Consider the following 17,461-nt stretch of genomic DNA (forward strand, 5'->3'; position numbering starts at 1 on the left):
TGTCACCGTCACGTCCACGGCGCAGACGACGTTACCGTCGCCGCGCCGTGCCGCTCTGCCAACACTTCAGCGCCGGTCAGAATATGAAACGTGTTAGAATTTGGCGCGAACGCCAAAATTGTAACGTGCGCCGGTCTCCTGCTGCAGCAGATAGCGCTCCTTGATGGCCGACCATTCGTCGATATATTCATTCGTGACGTTCACGCCCTGCAGATAGACCTGGAAGTTGGGCGTGAGGTCATACGAGACGTTGAAGTCGAGCTGGCCATAGGAGGAACGGTTGCGTGGCCGCGACTGGCTGTCGCGACAATTGCGCAAATAGTCCGATCGCCAGTTGTAAGATACGCGCGCCGAAATGCCATATTTTTCGTAGAAGACGCTGCCATTCGCGGAGTGTGGTGACAGCCCGTTGTAACCACACTGAAAATCCGCAAGCACCTGATCGCGCTCGGCACTGCTGGCGACATAGGTGTAGTTGCCGGTGAGCCCAAAGCCGCCGACAAATCCGCCCAACGCGTCAAACGAATATTGTCCGCCGACCTCGATGCCTTTGATCGTGCCGCTCTGCCCGTTGCGCGTCCGGGTGTCCTGATAGACCCGGTCGAAGCGCTGGACCGGCAACGTCTGCAATTCGAGGAAGTCCGACAGGTCCTTATAGAAACCGCCGACGCTAATGTAGCTGACGCGCGAAAGGTACCATTCCAGTGAAAGATCGTAGTTGGTCGAGCGGAACGGCAACAGGTTCGGGTTGCCGCCGGACGATAGCGGCACCGCGATGCGCCCGCCGTAATCGTTGTTGACGCCGAGGTCGGTCAACGTCGGGCGCGTGATCGTCTGCGAGAAGGCGGCACGCGCGATCAGCTTGTCGGTCAGGTTGTACTTCAAATTGGCCGAGGGCAGCGCGTTGACGTAGCTGTTGCGCACCGCGATCGCGGTCGCCGGGCCATAGGTATATTGCAGCGTATCGTCGCCGGGAGTGTTCCTGATCCCCGTGACCGGCGTGTCGAAGCCCGCGGAGAGTACCTGAGTGCGGATCACGCGCACGCCGGCGTTGCCGGTCCAGCGATCATTGCCGAATTGCATGCTGATATAGCCTGCAGTCAGCCGCTCCTGCACGTTAACGGTGCCGCGAAGTTGCTCGCGCACGCCGAACGGACCGCCGTCTAACGCCTGAACCTGCGCCGCAAACGCCGCCTGCTGCTCGGGCGTGCGGCCGTTCGACGGGATGTTGAGCGTGGCGGGATCATTGAGATAGGCGAGGAAGGCCTGCGGATCGACTTCGAACAGCGAGGGCGGGATGTTCTGCCCGCCGCCGAGCAGGTCGCCCCATTCATAGGGCTGGAGCAGGCCGGAGGCGATCGGCACCTGATAGCCGCAGTAAGTGCAGTTGGAGTCGCTGTTGTTGAACTGGCGGTTGATCTTGCGCCGTTCGGTATAGGATCCCCCCAACGTGACATTGCGCATGATCGAGCCATCGACGTCCCACTTGGTGTCGAAATGGTATTCGGAGCCGCGATCGCGCGATCGGTTGGCGTCGATCCCCATGTAATGCAGCCGCATCAAATCGGGGTTGTTGATGATGTTGTTATCGTACGAAATTGACGGGATGCCCTTCCCGCCATCGAGCGAGAACTGGTAGCTGTAGGGTAGCAGCGCTCCGTAGACGTAATAAGCGTTTGGCGAATTGCGATTGGCGCCGGTGGTGGAAACGTCGAGTCGGAGCTCGACGTTCTCCGCCGGGTTCCACTTGATGTTGCCGCCGATCTGGTAGCTGTCCGACTTGCGGTTGGTCGTGTTGTAGACGTGATCGACCTTGGCGTTGACGCCATTGTTGGTGAGTGTCGGGTTGTCTGCCAGGAACTGCGGGTTGGCCGCGATGAAGTCACGCCCCAACATGGTCAGGCCGGTCGCGGTGTTGGTGCCGTCAAACGTCGGCTGATAGTAGGGGGCAGCCATGAAATTATCGAGCCGGCGCGTCACGCCCGAAATGTTGAAGCGCGAGTAGATGCCATCAACGGTGATTTCGAGATTGTCAGCCGGCCTGAATTGCACCGCCCCCGAGACGTTGATGCGCCCGCGCTCCTCCTGCGCGCGCTGATAGTAGACGCTTTGCGGCAGGTTGGCGTTGCCAGTAACCGGGTAGCGCGGGTCCGATCCGGTGATAATGGTAGGCACACCGCCGATCGTCTGCACGATGTCCGGCCGGCCGTTGATCCAGCCGTCGATCGCGATCGTGTCGGTCTGGCTCTCGCGCTTGGTGTACGAGCCGGCGAGTAAAATGCCGAAGGTCTTGTCCGGGTTCGCGTAGGAGACGGTCGCGGCGAGGTCGGGCGTAACGCGCTCGCGCGAGCGGTCATAAATGCCCCCGATCTGCGCCGCGGCATGGAGGCCGCTGCGGCCGTCAAGCGGTCGCGCGGTGACGATGTTGACGGTCGCGCCGATCCCGCCTTCCTGCAACTCCGGCACCGGCGACTTGAAGACGTCGGTACGCTGGATCATGTTCGACGACAGCACGTCGAACGAGAATTCGCGTCCGGCATTGTCGGTCGCCATCACACGGCCGTTGACGAGCACAGTGTTGAACTCTGGTCCAAGCCCGCGCACAGTGATGAACTGCCCTTCACCGCCCGAGCGGTCGATCGCGACGCCGGTAATCCGCTGGAGGGACTCCGCGATGTTCGCGTCGGGGAATTTGCCGACGTCCACCGCGGAGATCGAGTCAACGATTTGATTGGCGTCGCGCTTGGTCTGTGCCGACGAACTGAGACTGGCGCGGATGCCCGTCACGACGATATCACTGGCCGCGCCGGGCTCGGCCTGCGCGCTGGATTGGTCGCCTGCCGCCGGACCCGAGGCCTGCCCGGGCAGCGCCAGTGCGCCGGGGCCTTGCGGATCAGCCGGAGCAGGCGGTGCACTCTGCGCCAGTGCCAACGACGATACCGAGCAGCTGGCGCTCAAGGCAGCCAGCATCCACCACGATCTCATATTCCTCTCCCGACCTTATGTCTTCGTTCTCTCGAGCAGCGTGCGACGCTGTGTCCCTGTTCGTCCGCTGCGCGCACCAAGCGGAGCGGGCGGGCTTGGTAGCAGCAATGTTTTTGCGGCAAGCGACCGAATTTATACGATGAATGAACTCTGCATGAGGATTGTCGCCCGCGCCGCATGGTCAAGTCGTCGGGGCTCGCTATAGAAACGGCGAGTTGAGCTTCCCCGGGGGGTTGTGCGTGTCCAAATCGCGTTGTGCGGCATTCCTTTCGGGTGCGCTGCTGTTCGCCGCTCCTGCTGCGGCTCAGGTGGAAGACCAGCAATTCTGGGAGCAGGTGAACGTCAACGTTCCGCTTACGCCGGAAGTGCGCGTGACGCTTGAACAGATCGGACGGTGGGGCGAGCGGGCCGACGGGATCAGCCAGACCGAATATGGCGGACTGCTCGGCTGGAAAGTCAGCAAGGCGGTCGAGCTGGGCTTCGGTTATCGCCGGGTGGGGCTGTATAGCGCCTCCGGCCCGTCGGTACACGAGAACCGGCTGCGGCAGCAGATGGTGCTGACCCACGGCAATCTGTTCGCCCGTCTCCGTGTTGACGAGCGCTTCAATCCGGGTGGTGACGAGATAGGGGTCCGGATCAGACCCTTGCTACGCCGAAACTTCCCGCTGCGCCGCGCCGGGTTCGCGCTCTTCGCCTCGCACGAAAGCTTTGTCCTGCCGAATTCAACCCGCTGGGGCCAACGGTCAGGCTACGAGCGCATGCGCAACATGCTGGGCGTGACGATCCCGCTGATCACCCGCAAGGCGTTGCTGGATATCGGCTATCTCAACCAGTATCGCTTCGGGCGCAACGGGATCAGGCCGCAGATGGAGCATGCGCTGAGCCTGCAACTGACGATTAACGCCATCGGTCCGATCCTGCACGACTAGGCGTCGACGGGCGCCAGACTGGGCCAGCGCCGCGGTCGCCGCCCCGCGCTGATCGCGCCACGCTGATCGGTACGGGCCGTCGGCCTGCTATATTTGCGTCATGACCGTTCGCGCCAAATTGTTCGCTGCCCTGTGGGGCCTGGGGGTGTCGATCGCGCTCCTCGCCGGTTTTGCGTTCTGGAGCATGAGCACGAGCGAGGCGGCGATTGACACGATCGTTCAGGACCGCGTTGCGCCGATGCGCGACCTGAAGATCGTCGCGGACAGATATGCGGTCGACATCGTCAATGCGTCGCACAAGGCACGCAACGGGAATATGTCGTTCGAGGAAGCGGCCGAGAAGGTGCGGAAGGGGAGCGAGGCGCTGCATGAAAGCTGGCGGGCCTACACGCTGACCAAGGTCGTTCCGGAGGAGGAAGTGCTGGCGCGCGTCGCCGAGGCCCGGATGCGCGCAGCGGACGATCGTGTCGACGAGTTGCAGTCGATCCTCGATCATGGCGACCGCCCGGCGCTGGATCGCTTCGTACGGACGCGGCTTTACCAGACCATCGATCCGGTTTCGGCCGCCATCGCCAAGCTGGTGGACGTTCAGCTGAAGGTCGCTACCCAGGCCGGGAATGACGCCAGCGCGACGGCGCATCTTAGCGGATTATTGATGACGGCGCTGATCGTGGCGGCGGTTGGCGTGCTGGCGGCGTCGCTCTACATCATTTCCGGCCAAGTGGTCGCACCGATCCGGCGGCTGGCGAACACGCTGCCCTCGCTTGCGACGCAGCAGGGCGCGGTGACGATGCCGCATCTCGATCAACAGGATGAAATCGGCGAGATCGCGCGCGCCGTCGACGAGTTCCGCTGCGCGGTGATCGAAACCGAGCAGCAGAAGACGCTCGTGGTGGCGCGCGTTACCGAGGTTTTGGCCAGCGGGCTCGCCGCGCTGGCGCACGGCGACCTCACGTCACAGATCGTCGACGACTTCCCCGATGCTTACGCGAAGGTGCGCGCCGACTTCAACAAGGCCGCGGCAGCCCTGCATGACACTCTTGCGCAAGTCGCTGCGGCAGCTGCAGGCATCGACAGCGGCACCGGCGATATCTGGCAAGCGTCGGACGACCTGTCCCGGCGCACCGAGCAACAGGCCGCTTCGCTCGAACAAACCGCTGCGGCGATGGACGAGATCACCGCGACGGTACGGAGCACGGCCGGACACGCCTTCAGTGCGAATGCCGCCGTGCGCGACGCCGCCGTGGAGGCCGAGCGATCCGGCGCGATCGTGCGCCGAGCCATGGAGGCGATGGGCGGCATCGAACGTAGCTCGAGTGAAATCAGCGAGATCATCAGCGTCATCGATGGGATCGCCTTTCAGACCAACCTGCTCGCGCTAAACGCCGGGGTCGAGGCTGCGCGCGCCGGGGATGCCGGTCGGGGCTTTGCCGTCGTCGCCTCCGAGGTTCGCGCGCTCGCGCAGCGGTCGGCGGATGCGGCCAAGGATGTGAAAACACGGATCACGGCGTCGTCGGCGCAGGTCTCCGCGGGGGTCGAGTTGGTCGACGAGGCGGGGAGAGCGCTGGATCGTATCATCCGCAAGATCACTGAGGTCAACGAACTGATCGCGACCATCGCCAGCTCCGCCGAACAACAGTCCACGGGTCTGCAACAGATCAATGTGGCCGTGGCCGAGATGGACGGCGTGACACAGCAGAATGCCGCGATGGTTGAGCAGGCGACCGCCGCCGCGCGCAGTCTGGCCGGCGAAGTCGACGAAATGATGCAGCAGATCGCCCGCTTCCGGCTGCATGTCGCGCCATCGGTGCATCGCGCGCCGCCTCACAACCGGCAGCAACGCGTGGTCACCGCGCCAGTGCAAGCGGGTAGGGGTGCTGCGTCTTCGACCAGCCTTTCGCTTCGCCTTCGATCAAGGGTTACCGATGGCGTCCGCCTCGCGCAGCCGCCACTCTCCCCCGCCACCGACGTCGAGTCCGATGTCAACCCGCGTTGGCGAACCATCCCCGAACCTCCTGCACTCCCGCGGCCATCCGGCGCTCGAACGGGCCGTCGCAACCGCCTGACGGCGCCAAGATCGCGGGGAGCGTGAGGAGCGGGACTACGGTGACGAAGCGCGGCCTCGATGGCAATTGCGACGGGTCGGCGACGCGCAACGGCATGCTGCTGGTGCAAGCCGGGGGTTCAAAGCCGCGTCGCAGAGTGTCCAAGTGATCGCGCGGCGGGTCTAATTGCTTTGGAGCAGCATAAATCCCGGCGGCGTCATCAACATCGTCGCAAAGAAAACTGCTGCTCAATCCACAGCTCGCGATCGCGCTGATCGGGTCGAGTTAGCGGGCGCCACGTTGAATATCGGCCAGGCAACGGCGCAAGAGCTTCCGACTCCCGGCCTGTGTCGCAACCAGGGCGTTCCTCACCTGCAGTGCGCAACCGGCAGCACGGCGGATAACGCTTCCGTTCAACCTCAAGAACATTCTGGACGCGAGCTGTTACACGTCAGCGGCCGGTCGATGTGGCGTGGCAGTCAGCAATCCGCGTCGAGCGATCGAAACAATCCACTTAGCCGTGCAACGTCATATGCCGTACGATTTGTGAATGTTGACAGGCGGCCGCCTCGGCAACTCCGCCTACACTCCGCGCGCCGCTGGTGACCCCTACGAGAATCGAACTCGTGTTTTCGCCGTGAGAGGGCGACGTCCTAACCGCTAGACGAAGGGGCCGAGCGCGGTGTTGAGGCGCGCTGTTAGGAGGCGGGGGCAGGCGCGTCAAGCGACTTTAGCGACTGCCCGCGCTTTTGCAGCCTACCGGCGTGCACGTTGTGGCGCCGCCACCGTTCAGGCCGCCGCCTTGCGCCGCTCCGCCATCTCGGTGTTCAGCATCTCTGCCAGCAGGAACGCGAGCTCCAGGCTTTGCCCGGCGTTGAGGCGCGGATCACAATGCGTGTGGTAGCGATCAGCGAGGCTCTGCTCGGTGACGTCGATCGCGCCGCCGGTGCATTCGGTAACGTTCTGCCCCGTCATCTCGGCATGGATACCGCCGGCATGCGTGCCCTCGGCGCGGTGAACCGCGAAAAATCCACGCACCTCGGACAGGATGCGCTCGAACGGTCGCGTCTTGTAGCCGCTGGTCGCCTTGACCGTGTTGCCGTGCATAGGATCGCAGCTCCAAACAACCGAATGCCCTTCGCGCTTCACTGCGCGCACCAGCCTCGGCAGATGAGCCTCGATCTGGTCGTAGCCGTAGCGCGTGATGAGCGTCATCCGCCCCGGCACGCGTTGCGGATTGAGCGTGTCGAGCATCCGCAGCAGCGCATCCGGATCGAGTGATGGCCCGCACTTCACGCCGATCGGGTTGCCGATCCCACGCAGGAACTCGACGTGCGATGAGCCCTCGAACCGGGTGCGGTCCCCGATCCACAGGAAATGCGCCGACGTGTCGTACCAGTCGCCGGTCAACGAATCCTGCCGGGTCAGCGCTTCCTCGAACGGCAGCAGCAGCGCCTCGTGGCTGGTGTAGAAGGTGGTTTGCGAGAGCTGCGGCACCGTGTCCGGGCTGATCCCGCACGCTTCCATGAAGTCGAGCGCCTCGCCGATCCGGTCCGCGGTCTCGGCGTACTTTTTCGCCCACGGGCTGCGGCCCATGAAGTCGTGCGTCCAGCGGTGAACCTGGTGAAGGTTCGCATAGCCACCCTGCGCGAACGCGCGCAGCAGGTTCAGCGTCGCCGCCGATTGCGCGTAGGAACGGATCATTCGCTCCGGATCGGGGACGCGCGACTCCGCGGTGAAGGCGATGTCGTTAACGTTGTCACCGCGATAGCTGGGCAGCTCGACGCCATCGATCGTCTCGGTATTGGCCGAGCGCGGCTTGGCGAATTGTCCGGCCATGCGCCCGACCTTCACCACCGGCAATTTCGAGGCGAAGGTCAGCACCACCGCCATCTGCAGGATTACCCGGAAAGTGTCGCGGATGTTGTTGGGATGGAATTCCGCGAAGCTTTCCGCGCAATCGCCGCCTTGCAGAAGGAACGCCTTTCCGTCCGCCACCTTGGCGAGGTCAGCGGTCAGATTGCGGGCCTCACCGGCAAAGACCAATGGTGGGAAGGAGGCCAGCCGCCGGGTCGCATCATCCAGCGCGGCCGCGTCAGGATAGATGGGGAGCTGGCGCGCTTCGGCATTTGTCCAGCTGTGCGGGGCCCAGGTGGCCATGGTATTCATCCTTCCAAATAAGACCTGCGCCTTGGACCAACCATAGGCGGGTCGCAATCAACTTCCTCTTTACAACACGCCCGGATAGGCGCCGCCGTCGATCAGCAGACTTTGCCCCGTGATGAAACCGGACGAGGCCGCGCAGAGAAAGGCGCAGGCATCGCCGAACTCCTGCGGGTCGCCGAAGCGTTTCGCCGGAATGCGCGCGCGCGCGCTCGCCGCGGCTTCCTCGACCGACACGCCGTTCGTTTGCGCGTTGAAGGCATGAACGCCCGCCAGCCGCCGGGTCTCGAACAGACCGGGCAACAGGAAGTTGATCGTAACATTGGCGTGCGCGACCTGTCTTGCGACGCCGGCGAGAAATCCCGTTAGCCCGACTCGCGCGCCGCTCGAAAGGTCGAGGCCGGGGACGGGGGCCTTCACCGAACCGGAGGTGATACACACGACCCGCCCAAAGCGGCGCTCGATCATGCCGTCGATCACCTTCTGCACCAGCCGGATCGGAGTCACCATATTGGCGTCAACTCCGGCATGGATCGCAGCGCCGTCCAGCGCGCGAAAGTCGCGGAGCGGCGGACCGCCATTGTTGTTGACGAGAATGTCGACCCGACCATCCGCCGCGTCGATCAACGCCTGCTGCACGCATTCCTCGCCGACATCGCCCACGACCGTCAGAACATTGGCGCCAGCGTCGCGCAATTCACTGGCCGTCGCCCCGAGCGCGGCCGCGTCCCGACCGTTGAGCACCACCCTGCTGCCAGCCTGCGCCAGCGCAGCCGCGCAGGCGCGCCCCAGCCCGTGGCTAGATGCGCAAACGATCGCCGTTCGCCCGGTCAGTCCAAGATCCATTTCGATCCTCCTTCTCGCTCGCTCAGCCCGGCAGCTTCCAGTCCCAGCCGAGCGGATCGCCGTCCATTACCTCGACGCCGGCAGCGGCGAGTTCGTCGCGTATCGCATCGGAGCGTCCGAAGTCCTTGGCCGCGCGTGCCTCCTTCCGCTCGAGCAATCGCGCTGCGATTGCCGGTTCGTCAATCCGCGCGTCGGCCGGACGTACGCGCAGCGTCGCGCGGTCGAGGCGGGCGAGGTCGAGCCCCAGCACCTCGTCGAACGCGCGCAGCGTCGCCATCCGATCCGCGGCGGCGACCTTCTTGTCGCCCAGCAGTGCGTCGAGCACCGGCAAGGCACGCGGGGTCGCGAGATCGTCGCTGAGCGCAGTGTCGAGCTGGTCGAGATAGGACGCGGCCGGTTTGCCGGCGTCGCCGGCGCGCGGGCGCAATGTTTCGACCGCATGCACCCAGCGCTTGAGACGCACCTGCGCCGCCGCCAGATTTTCCCACGAGAATTCAAGCTCGCTGCGATAATGCGCCTGCAGGCACATCAACCGGTAGGAAAGCGGGTGGAAGCCGCGCGCCACCACGCGCGACAAGGTCAGGAAGTCGCCAGACGATTTGCTCATCTTTCCCGTGCGATCGACGAGGAAGTTGTTGTGCATCCAGAAGGTCGCGCCGGTGTCCGCGCACGCGCAATGCGCCTGGTTCTGAGCGATCTCGTTGGGATGGTGGATCTCCCGATGGTCGATCCCGCCAGTGTGGATATCGAACGACGGGCCGAGATATTTCGCCGCCATCACCGAACATTCGAGATGCCACCCCGGCGCCCCGCGCCCCCATGGCGAGTCCCACTCCATCTGCCGCGGTTCGCCCGGCGGGGTGGTGCGCCAGATCGCGAAATCCTGCGGGTGGCGCTTGCCGGCGACCGTTTCGATCCGCCCATGCGCAGCATCGTCAGCCGTTCCCGCGAGTCGGCCGTAATCGGGAACGCTGGTCGTGTCGAAATACAGCCCGTCGGCCAGTTGGTAGCAATGGCGGTCCGCGATCTTCTCGCCCCACGCGATCATCTCGCCGACGTGATCGGTGGCGAGCGGCATGTGCGTCGGCGTGCGGACGTTCAGGTCGGCGAGGTTCTGCCGGAAGGCGTCCGTGTAATGCCGCGCGATCGCCCAGATGTCCCGACCGCTTGCCCGGGCCGCGGCTTCCATCTTGTCGTCGCCCGCGTCGGCGTCGGAAGTCAGGTGGCCGACGTCGGTGATGTTGATGACATGCGTCAGCCGCCAGCCCTTCCACGCGATCGTCCGGCTGAGCGTGTCGGTGAACACATAGGCCCGCAGATTGCCGAGATGCGCATAATGATAGACGGTCGGGCCGCACGAATAGATGCGGACGTTGTCAGGATCGAGCGGCGCGAAGGTCTCGGCACGTCGCGAAAGGCTGTTGTAAAGGATGAGGGGAATGCCGGTCATGGCGCGCTCTTAATCCGCCCGCCCCGCTGCGCCAACCGTTTGCAGATGTTGCCGCGATGCAACACTTGCGCATGTGATGCGCTTGCTGTTCCGGAGCGTGCAGCAGCAAGGAGCCCCATGTGACGAAGATTGCCGTCGTTCAGACCACGACCGGGATCGATTCTGCGCAAAATGCGGCCGCGCTGGTGGCGGCGATCGACGAAGCCGGGAACGCCGGTGCCGCGATGGTCTTTACGCCGGAGATGTCGGGCCTGCTCGATCGCGACCGCGCGCGCGCGGCCCCGTCGCTGGTCCGCGAGGGCGAGGATCGCGTGCTGGTGGCGGTGCGCGAGGCGGCGGTGAGGGCGCGGGTCTGGGTTCACCTGGGCTCGCTCGCGCTCCGCCGACCCGACGGCCGGCTCGCCAATCGCAGCTTCGTCATCGATGCGATCGGCAACATCCGCGCGCGCTACGACAAGATGCATCTGTTCGATGTGGACCTTCCGAACGGCGAGAGCTGGCGCGAGTCGGCGAGCTATGCCGCTGGCGACCGACCGGTGGTGGTCGGCACGCCGCTTGGGCCGATGGGCCTGTCGATCTGCTACGACATGCGCTTTCCCGATCTGTATCGCGCGCTGACCGACGCCGGCGCACATGTTCTGTCGGTTCCTGCCAGTTTCACGCGCCCGACCGGCGCTGCGCACTGGCATGTGCTTTTGCGCGCCCGCGCGATCGAGGCGGGCGTCCATTTGGTCGCGGCGGCGCAGACGGGAGAGCACGAAGACGGCCGCGCCACCTACGGCCACTCGCTGGTGGTGGATCCCTGGGGCGAGGTGTTGCTCGACATGGGCGAGGCAGCCGGGATCGGCTATGCCGACATCGACCCGGTACGCGTTCAGGACGTGCGCAGCCGCGTGCCCGCGCTCAAGCACCGCCGTGTCGTAACCGCTCCGATCAGGATCGCGTGATCGCTTGCGGGACGTGAACGCTTGCGGGACGTGAACGCTTGCGGGACTGGGCACTTGCTGCTAGGGCCGGAGTGTTCGGCGCGGGCCTCGCTCGCCGCCGCATTACTTGTTTGATCCGGAGTTGAAGGTTCCAATGCAGATCATCGTTCGCGACAACAATGTTGACCAAGCCCTTCGCGCGCTCAAGAAGAAGCTGCAGCGTGAGGGCGTTTATCGCGAAATGAAGCTGCGCCGGCACTACGAGAAGCCGTCGGAGAAGCGTGCGCGTGAGCGTGCGGCGGCGGTGCGTCGTGCGCGCAAGCTGGAGCGCAAGCGTGCGGAGCGTGATGGCGCGCGGTAAGACGCTGCGTTGACTGCAGCGCCGTTCGACACGGTGCTGCGCTCACCCCGTTTCTGCCAGCGCGTCGTGGCCTCGACGCGTGCAAGCCTGAGGTTTCCCGCCGATGTCGACTGTCACCGCCGTTCCGATTGCGCCCGTCCGGCGCGCGTATGTGCTGTGGCTGGTGGTGGGCTTGCTGATCGCTCTGGTCGCGGGCGTGACGTTGGCGCGGCTCGGGAGCACCGGGATCGCGACGACCGCTTCGGGGCTGCGGTATCAGGTGCTCAAGGCCGGCGAAGGCAAGGGCAGCCAGCCGACCGACACTGATGTCGCGCTCATCAATTATGAGGGCCGGCTGGTCGATGGCACGGTCTTCGACAAGTCGCAGCAGCCGACCCCGCTGCCGGTTGCGGGTGTCGTGCCCGGCTTCTCCGAAGGCCTGAAGCTGATGCACAAGGGCGCCAAGTACCGGTTCTGGATCAAGCCGGAACTCGGCTATGGTGCGCGCGCCAACGGCCCGATCCCTGCCAATTCGACGCTCGTCTTCGATGTCGAGCTGCAGGACTTCCTTCCCGAGGCAACCGTTCGCCAGATGCAGATGCAGCAGAGCATGATGGGCGGAATGCCGGGCATGGGTGGGCCGGGCGGCGCGTCCGGCGGTCCGGCTGGGCCGGCGCCCGGCGGGCGCTGATACGGTTTGCTTCGGAGCTAGGTAAGGGCGGCCTGCGGGTCGCCCTTTTCGTATGTCGTTGAGATAGATGCACCTGGCGTCAGCCGAGATCTGACCGCAAGACGCGTCTTGATTTACGCTCATCGGACGTAGTGACAAACCAAGTCCCGCAATTTTCGCTATTGCAGTGCCTCGCGGGCCATGACGATTGAGACGGTAAACGTGTCGCCCCCACGATCCGGATGAGCGCGGCAGAAATCCACGGCGCCTCTCTTCTGTCACGTGGCCACGCCTCCAGCCGCCGTGATCTGGCGGACCAGGTTGTAAGCGGAATTCGGAAACACGTAAGCAGTGGCGAGATGCGGCGAAGGTCGCAGCGCCGCTCCCGCGACAAGGATGCGGCTCAGGGAAGCTTGATCGCCCCGGGCGTAGACGCCGGCACCTGTTCTTCGCGTCGACGCACCCCTTCCAGTCCGACGGTCCCGCGCAGCACCGGCGCACTGGTCGGCATTGCGACCGGCACTACCTGCCGGCGCATGCACAATCCCGGACCGGTGCGCGGAAACTCGCGGCAGTTCCATAGCTCGCGCTCCAGTCCGGCGTCCTTGTCGCGCAGATAGCTAAACGACATGCCGGCCATCTGCACCGGTGTCATTGCGGCACCGTTGGGCAGCATCGTCCGGTCGGTCCAGCCGAGGAACTTACACCTTGGACGCGCGCCACACGCCGCTTTCGCTACCGCCGGATAGCTTTCGGCTGCGCCGCCGCTCAGCAGGGCAGTGAAGCTGTCGGGTTCGCCCGCGATCGCGCTCGTCGCGATCGGCGGCGCCGCGACGAGCGGCGAGGCGGCAGCCACGGCGTCCCCAGCTTCCAGCAACGCGTCGCCCAGCCGGTGCACCGGCGAAATGGCTCCCAGCAGCGCAATGATCGGCTCGTCGCTCGAGACGGTGCGCCGGAACGCCGCGGGCGTACCCCACCAACCGGTCCAGCGGAAGAACAGATGCGTGTGAACCTCGGCGAGCTTGTCGAGGCTCGCGCTCCAATAGGGCACTACCCAGTCGGTATGGTAATGCGTGGCGTAGCCCACCTTCGCGAACACCGCGCCGTTCAGCGCCTTGGTCGCCACTTGCCGTGCGCGCTCCCACGCCGGCTCCGATGGCCGGCGCGTCAGCGCACCGTCGCAGGTGAAGGTGAACTGGCAACCGGTCGCGCGCTCCTGGCCCTGGAACACCACGCCGCACACCGTCTTCGGAAAGGCCGGATGACGCAGACGATTGAGCACCACCTGCACGACCGCCTGTTGACCGACTGGATCGTCGCCGGCCTCATACCAGGCAGCGGCCGCGAGGCAGTCGGTCGCGCGCGCGCGCTGCTCGTCATCTCCGGCAAACAGGAACGGGCGCGCCGCAGGCCGCGGACCGCGAACGAACGGAATCGCCGCATTGTAGGTTCGCGCGTCCTCGGGGGTCAGGTCCTGAAGCTCGACCGGCTCGACCGCCGGCACCTCGCCCGCCACCGCAACACGCTGCGGCCGCACGACCTTTTCCGCGATCGCGCTTGGCACGGCAGGCGCACGGCGCGCGACCAGCGCCGGAATTACAAGCGCCGACGTCGCGATTCCGCCAAGGATCGCGCGCATGGTCCAGCTCAGTTCGCGCAGTTCAATTCTCCGGGAGGAAATCCGGTACCGACAGGTAGCGCTCGCCGGTATCGTAGTTGAAGCCGAGCACCCGCACGTCGTCCGGAAGATCGGGCAGCTTCTGCAGGATTGCCGCCAGCGTCGCGCCCGACGAAATGCCGACCAGCAGCCCTTCCTCGCTCGCCGAGCGCCGCGCCATGTCCTTGGCGACGGCGGCATCGACCTCGATCACGCCGTCGAGCACCTGCGTATGGAGGTTTGCCGGGATGAAGCCGGCGCCGATCCCCTGGATCGGGTGTGGCCCGGCCTGACCGCCGCCGATCACCGGCGAGGCCTGCGGCTCGACGGCATAGACCTTCAGGTTTGGCCATTCCTTCTTCAACACCTCGGCGACGCCGGTGATGTGCCCGCCAGTGCCAACACCGGTGATGAGGACGTCGATCGGCGCGTCTCGAAAATCGTTGAGGATTTCCAGCGCGGTGGTGCGAACGTGCACGTCGATGTTCGCCGGATTTTCAAACTGCTGCGGCATCCAGGCGCCCGGGGTCTGCTCGACCAGCTCCAGCGCACGCTCGATCGCACCTTTCATGCCCTTCTCACGCGGCGTCAGGTCGAACTGGGCACCATAGGCGAGCATCAGGCGGCGACGCTCAAGGCTCATGCTCTCGGGCATGACGAGGATCAGCTTGTAGCCCTTGACCGCGGCGACCATTGCCAAACCGATGCCGGTATTGCCGCTGGTCGGCTCGATGATCGTCCCGCCGGGCTGAAGCGCGCCGGACTCTTCCGCCGCCTCGATCATCGCCAGTGCAATCCTGTCCTTGATCGAGCCGCCGGGGTTCGCCCGCTCGGACTTGATCCAGACCTCGGAGCCAGGGAACAGCTTCTGGATGCGGATATGCGGCGTGTTGCCGATCGTCGCGAGGACGTTCTGAACCTTCATGGCTGCGCTACTCCATGTTGTGGGACGGTATCGATCATGTCGGGCGGATCAAAGGTTCGCGCGCGGCGGAGTTCCGGGAACAGTCGGGACCAGAGCAAGGTCACCGCGATCGCGCCGACTCCGCCGAACACCACCGCGCCGACCGGGCCCAGCAGCGAGGCGAGCAAGCCGCTCTCCGCTTCGCCCAGCTCGTTCGACGCCGAAATCGTCAGCTGCGAGACCGCGCTGACCCGTCCACGCATCTCATCGGGCGTGTGAAGCTGGATCAGCGACGTTCGGACGTAGACCGACACCATGTCCGCGCCGCCCGCGACGATCAGCGCGATCAGGCTGATGACGAAATCGACCCGGATCGCGCCCTCCGCGCCGACGCGCGTAATGCCGAGCGCCTCGGTCACCTGCGTGGCGATGCCGAACGTGAGGATCGCCAATCCGAAGATGACCACCGCGCTCAGCATTTTGACGCCGACGTTCGACTTCATCGGTCGGAACGAGAACCATACTGCGGTTGTCCCAGCGCCAATCCCCATGCCGGCCGCGAGAAAGCCGAGCCCGCTGGCGCCAACGTGCAGGATGTCGCGGGCATAAATCGGCAGCAACGCCGTCGCACCGGCCAGCAGCACCGCAAACAGGTCCAGCGTAATCGCAGCCAGAACCAGCCGGTTACGACGCACATAGGAGAAACCGTCGAGGATGCGCTGGACCGGACGGCGGTCCTTTTGTGAAGGCGGCTGCGGTACCTTCCCGATCAGGAACATCGTGGCCAGTGCCAGCGCGAGCAAGGCCGAGATCACGCCATAAGCGACATCGGGATGGATCGCGTAGAGCAGGCCGCCGATACTCGGCCCTGCGACCGTCCCGAACTGCCATGCAATCGACGAGATCGCGATCGCGGTCGGCAGACTTTCCTTGGGAACGAGGTTAGGAGCGAGCGCCGAATAAGCCGGTCCGGAAAAGGCGCGCGCGATCCCGATCAACACCGCAGCGGAGAAAAGCGCCGGCAATGAAAGATTACCCGACCAGGTCAGCATGCCCAGGATTGCCGCGTTGACGACGAGCAGCGCGGTGGTCGCGCGCACGATCCAGCGGCGGTCGACGCTGTCGGCGACCAGCCCGACGACAGGGGTCAGCAGGAACAAGGGGATAAACTGTACCAGCCCGATCATGCCGAGCATGAAGGCGGCCTGCCGGATGTCCATCGTCTCGCGCGCGATGCCGTAGACCTGCCAGCCGATGATGATCGCCTGCGCGCTGACCGCGATCGTCCCGGCAAAGCGCGACAGCCAATAGGCGCGGAAGTTGGCGATCCGCAGCGGATGCTGCGGGGCAGGCGAGGGGTCCGGCGCACTCATCGACGTCCGCCTAGACCGCGCCCCAATCCCTTGCAAGCCGGTGGGGTTTGCAGTCTGTGCCGTGCCGTGGCTATAGGCCGCTACGTCTTTCAAGAAACGAGGTAGTGTCCATCGTGGCAAAAGCCCCAGCAGCACGCAGCGAAGCACCGGCTGCCGACCCGCAGAAAACGAATCGCGAGCGTCCCGCCGAGCCGCGCCCTTATGAAGCGAGCAAGGACGAACTCCTCAAATTCTACGAGGACATGCTGCTGATCCGCCGCTTCGAGGAGAAGGCCGGGCAGCTGTACGGCCTTGGCCTGATCGGGGGCTTTTGCCACCTGTATATCGGGCAGGAAGCCGTGGCGGTCGGTCTTCAGTCCGCGCTGACCGAGAAGGACTCGGTCATCACTGGCTATCGCGACCACGGCCACATGCTGTTGTGCGGGATCCCGCCCAAGGACGTCATGGCCGAGCTGACCGGACGTCAGGCCGGCATCTCGAAGGGCAAGGGCGGCTCGATGCACATGTTCAGCGTCGAGCACAAGTTCTACGGCGGTCACGGCATCGTCGGCGCGCAGGTCTCGCTCGGGGCCGGGCTGGCGTTCAGCCACAAGTACAACAACGACGGTGGGGTGTGCCTAGCCTATTTCGGTGACGGCGCGGCCAACCAGGGTCAGGTGTACGAAAGCTTCAACATGGCCGAGCTCTGGAAGCTCCCGATCATCTTCGTGATCGAGAATAACCAGTATGCGATGGGCACCAGCGTCAATCGCGCCTCGGCCGAGGATCAGCTGTATCGCCGCGGCGAAAGCTTCCGTATCCCCGGCATCCAGGTCGACGGAATGGACGTGCTGGCGTCGCGCGGCGCCGCCGAGGAAGCGCTGGCGTGGGTCCGCGCGGGCAAGGGGCCGATCATCCTGGAGATGAAGACCTATCGCTATCGCGGCCACTCGATGTCCGATCCGGCCAAGTACCGCTCGCGCGACGAAGTGCAGGCGGTTCGCGACAAGTCCGACCCGATCGAGCACGTGAAAAAGCTGCTGACCGAGGGCCACGGAGTCAAGGAAGAGGACTTCAAGGCGGTCGAGCAGCGCATCCGCAAGCAGGTCGCCGAGTCGGCCGATTTCGCCGAAAGCACGCCGGAGCCGGATCCGGCCGAACTGTATACCGATATTCTGGTGGAGAAGTATTGAG

Annotated in this window: 13 protein-coding genes and 1 tRNA gene; 6 read left to right on the forward strand and 8 right to left on the reverse strand. The window is 64.9% G+C overall.

The genetic code is table 11. From position 1 onward, the window contains the following. Nucleotides 1-93: 93 nt before the first annotated feature. Nucleotides 94-2,985: a TonB-dependent receptor gene (locus BACI71_RS07670; RefSeq protein ID WP_159757158.1), complete on the reverse strand. Its 2,892-nt coding sequence runs from the start codon at nucleotides 2,983-2,985 to the stop codon at nucleotides 94-96. A gap of 239 nt (nucleotides 2,986-3,224) precedes the next feature. On the opposite strand from BACI71_RS07670, the gene BACI71_RS07675 reads away from it, so the two are divergent. Further along, complete coding sequence (locus tag BACI71_RS07675; protein ID WP_236552894.1) at nucleotides 3,225-3,914, forward strand: DUF2490 domain-containing protein; 690 nt, start codon at nucleotides 3,225-3,227, stop codon at nucleotides 3,912-3,914. 100 nt (nucleotides 3,915-4,014) lie between these two features. Next, the gene (locus tag BACI71_RS07680) at nucleotides 4,015-6,006 is read left to right on the forward strand and encodes a methyl-accepting chemotaxis protein (RefSeq protein ID WP_159757161.1); all 1,992 of its coding nucleotides are present in this window, start codon (nucleotides 4,015-4,017) and stop codon (nucleotides 6,004-6,006) included. Nucleotides 6,007-6,559: 553 nt separating this feature from the next. On the opposite strand, the gene BACI71_RS07685 is transcribed toward BACI71_RS07680, so the two are convergent. The 4 genes from BACI71_RS07685 to cysS form a co-directional block, all read right to left on the reverse strand. Continuing rightward, nucleotides 6,560-6,634 (reverse strand) — tRNA-Glu (locus tag BACI71_RS07685). Nucleotides 6,635-6,748: 114 nt separating this feature from the next. Beyond that, complete coding sequence (locus BACI71_RS07690; RefSeq protein WP_328804016.1) at nucleotides 6,749-8,128, reverse strand: class II 3-deoxy-7-phosphoheptulonate synthase; 1,380 nt, start codon at nucleotides 8,126-8,128, stop codon at nucleotides 6,749-6,751. Nucleotides 8,129-8,188: 60 nt separating this feature from the next. Further along, complete coding sequence (locus BACI71_RS07695; protein WP_159757167.1) at nucleotides 8,189-8,968, reverse strand: SDR family oxidoreductase; 780 nt, start codon at nucleotides 8,966-8,968, stop codon at nucleotides 8,189-8,191. A 22-nt stretch (nucleotides 8,969-8,990) separates the two neighbouring features. After that, nucleotides 8,991-10,418: a cysteine--tRNA ligase gene (cysS, locus tag BACI71_RS07700; protein ID WP_159757170.1), complete on the reverse strand. Its 1,428-nt coding sequence runs from the start codon at nucleotides 10,416-10,418 to the stop codon at nucleotides 8,991-8,993. A 119-nt stretch (nucleotides 10,419-10,537) separates the two neighbouring features. Here cysS and BACI71_RS07705 point away from each other — a divergent pair, with 119 nt between their 5' ends. The 3 genes from BACI71_RS07705 to BACI71_RS07715 all read left to right on the forward strand — a co-directional run bounded on the left by BACI71_RS07705 (nucleotide 10,538) and on the right by BACI71_RS07715 (nucleotide 12,375). Then, nucleotides 10,538-11,365, forward strand: coding sequence for a carbon-nitrogen hydrolase family protein (locus BACI71_RS07705; protein ID WP_159757173.1), 828 nt, complete (start codon nucleotides 10,538-10,540; stop codon nucleotides 11,363-11,365). A 133-nt stretch (nucleotides 11,366-11,498) separates the two neighbouring features. After that, nucleotides 11,499-11,705 carry a 30S ribosomal protein S21 gene (rpsU, locus tag BACI71_RS07710; protein ID WP_007404630.1) on the forward strand — a complete coding sequence of 69 codons (207 nt, stop codon included), beginning with the start codon at nucleotides 11,499-11,501 and terminating at the stop codon, nucleotides 11,703-11,705. A 103-nt stretch (nucleotides 11,706-11,808) separates the two neighbouring features. Beyond that, nucleotides 11,809-12,375 (forward strand): FKBP-type peptidyl-prolyl cis-trans isomerase, encoded by a 567-nt coding sequence (locus BACI71_RS07715; protein ID WP_159757176.1) that lies wholly within the window; start codon nucleotides 11,809-11,811, stop codon nucleotides 12,373-12,375. A 382-nt stretch (nucleotides 12,376-12,757) separates the two neighbouring features. On the opposite strand, the gene BACI71_RS07720 is transcribed toward BACI71_RS07715, so the two are convergent. Genes BACI71_RS07720 through BACI71_RS07730 form a run of 3 tightly spaced genes read right to left on the reverse strand, consistent with a single transcriptional unit; the run spans nucleotide 12,758 to nucleotide 16,288 of the window. Further along, nucleotides 12,758-13,993 carry a cell wall hydrolase gene (locus BACI71_RS07720; RefSeq protein WP_159757179.1) on the reverse strand — a complete coding sequence of 412 codons (1,236 nt, stop codon included), beginning with the start codon at nucleotides 13,991-13,993 and terminating at the stop codon, nucleotides 12,758-12,760. 22 nt (nucleotides 13,994-14,015) lie between these two features. Continuing rightward, a complete protein-coding gene (gene cysK / locus BACI71_RS07725; protein WP_159757182.1) occupies nucleotides 14,016-14,936 on the reverse strand; it encodes a cysteine synthase A in 921 nt (306 codons plus the stop codon). Beyond that, nucleotides 14,933-16,288 carry an MFS transporter gene (locus BACI71_RS07730; RefSeq protein ID WP_159757184.1) on the reverse strand — a complete coding sequence of 452 codons (1,356 nt, stop codon included), beginning with the start codon at nucleotides 16,286-16,288 and terminating at the stop codon, nucleotides 14,933-14,935. The genes cysK and BACI71_RS07730 overlap by 4 nt, the downstream gene beginning before the upstream one ends. Before the next feature lie 113 nt (nucleotides 16,289-16,401). On the opposite strand from BACI71_RS07730, the gene pdhA reads away from it, so the two are divergent. Beyond that, on the forward strand, nucleotides 16,402-17,460 hold the full coding sequence (pdhA, locus tag BACI71_RS07735) for a pyruvate dehydrogenase (acetyl-transferring) E1 component subunit alpha (protein ID WP_159760994.1): 1,059 nt from the start codon (nucleotides 16,402-16,404) through the stop codon (nucleotides 17,458-17,460). Nucleotide 17,461: the final 1 nt, after the last annotated feature.

The organism is Sphingomonas sp. 8AM, from assembly GCF_902506455.1.
Lineage (GTDB): Bacteria > Pseudomonadota > Alphaproteobacteria > Sphingomonadales > Sphingomonadaceae > Sphingomonas.

What these genes read in the sequence shown, in the direction of transcription:
- BACI71_RS07680 (WP_159757161.1), top strand. Translation starts at nt 4,015, where the DNA reads ATGACCGTTCGCGCCAAATTGTTCGCTGCCCTGTGGGGCCTGGGGGTG.
- BACI71_RS07695 (WP_159757167.1), bottom strand. Translation starts at nt 8,968, where the DNA reads ATGGATCTTGGACTGACCGGGCGAACGGCGATCGTTTGCGCATCTAGC.
- BACI71_RS07715 (WP_159757176.1), top strand. Translation starts at nt 11,809, where the DNA reads ATGTCGACTGTCACCGCCGTTCCGATTGCGCCCGTCCGGCGCGCGTAT.
- BACI71_RS07690 (WP_328804016.1), bottom strand. Translation starts at nt 8,128, where the DNA reads ATGAATACCATGGCCACCTGGGCCCCGCACAGCTGGACAAATGCCGAA.
- BACI71_RS07730 (WP_159757184.1), bottom strand. Translation starts at nt 16,288, where the DNA reads ATGAGTGCGCCGGACCCCTCGCCTGCCCCGCAGCATCCGCTGCGGATC.
- BACI71_RS07670 (WP_159757158.1), bottom strand. Translation starts at nt 2,985, where the DNA reads ATGAGATCGTGGTGGATGCTGGCTGCCTTGAGCGCCAGCTGCTCGGTA.
- cysK (WP_159757182.1), bottom strand. Translation starts at nt 14,936, where the DNA reads ATGAAGGTTCAGAACGTCCTCGCGACGATCGGCAACACGCCGCATATC.
- cysS (WP_159757170.1), bottom strand. Translation starts at nt 10,418, where the DNA reads ATGACCGGCATTCCCCTCATCCTTTACAACAGCCTTTCGCGACGTGCC.
- rpsU (WP_007404630.1), top strand. Translation starts at nt 11,499, where the DNA reads ATGCAGATCATCGTTCGCGACAACAATGTTGACCAAGCCCTTCGCGCG.
- BACI71_RS07720 (WP_159757179.1), bottom strand. Translation starts at nt 13,993, where the DNA reads ATGCGCGCGATCCTTGGCGGAATCGCGACGTCGGCGCTTGTAATTCCG.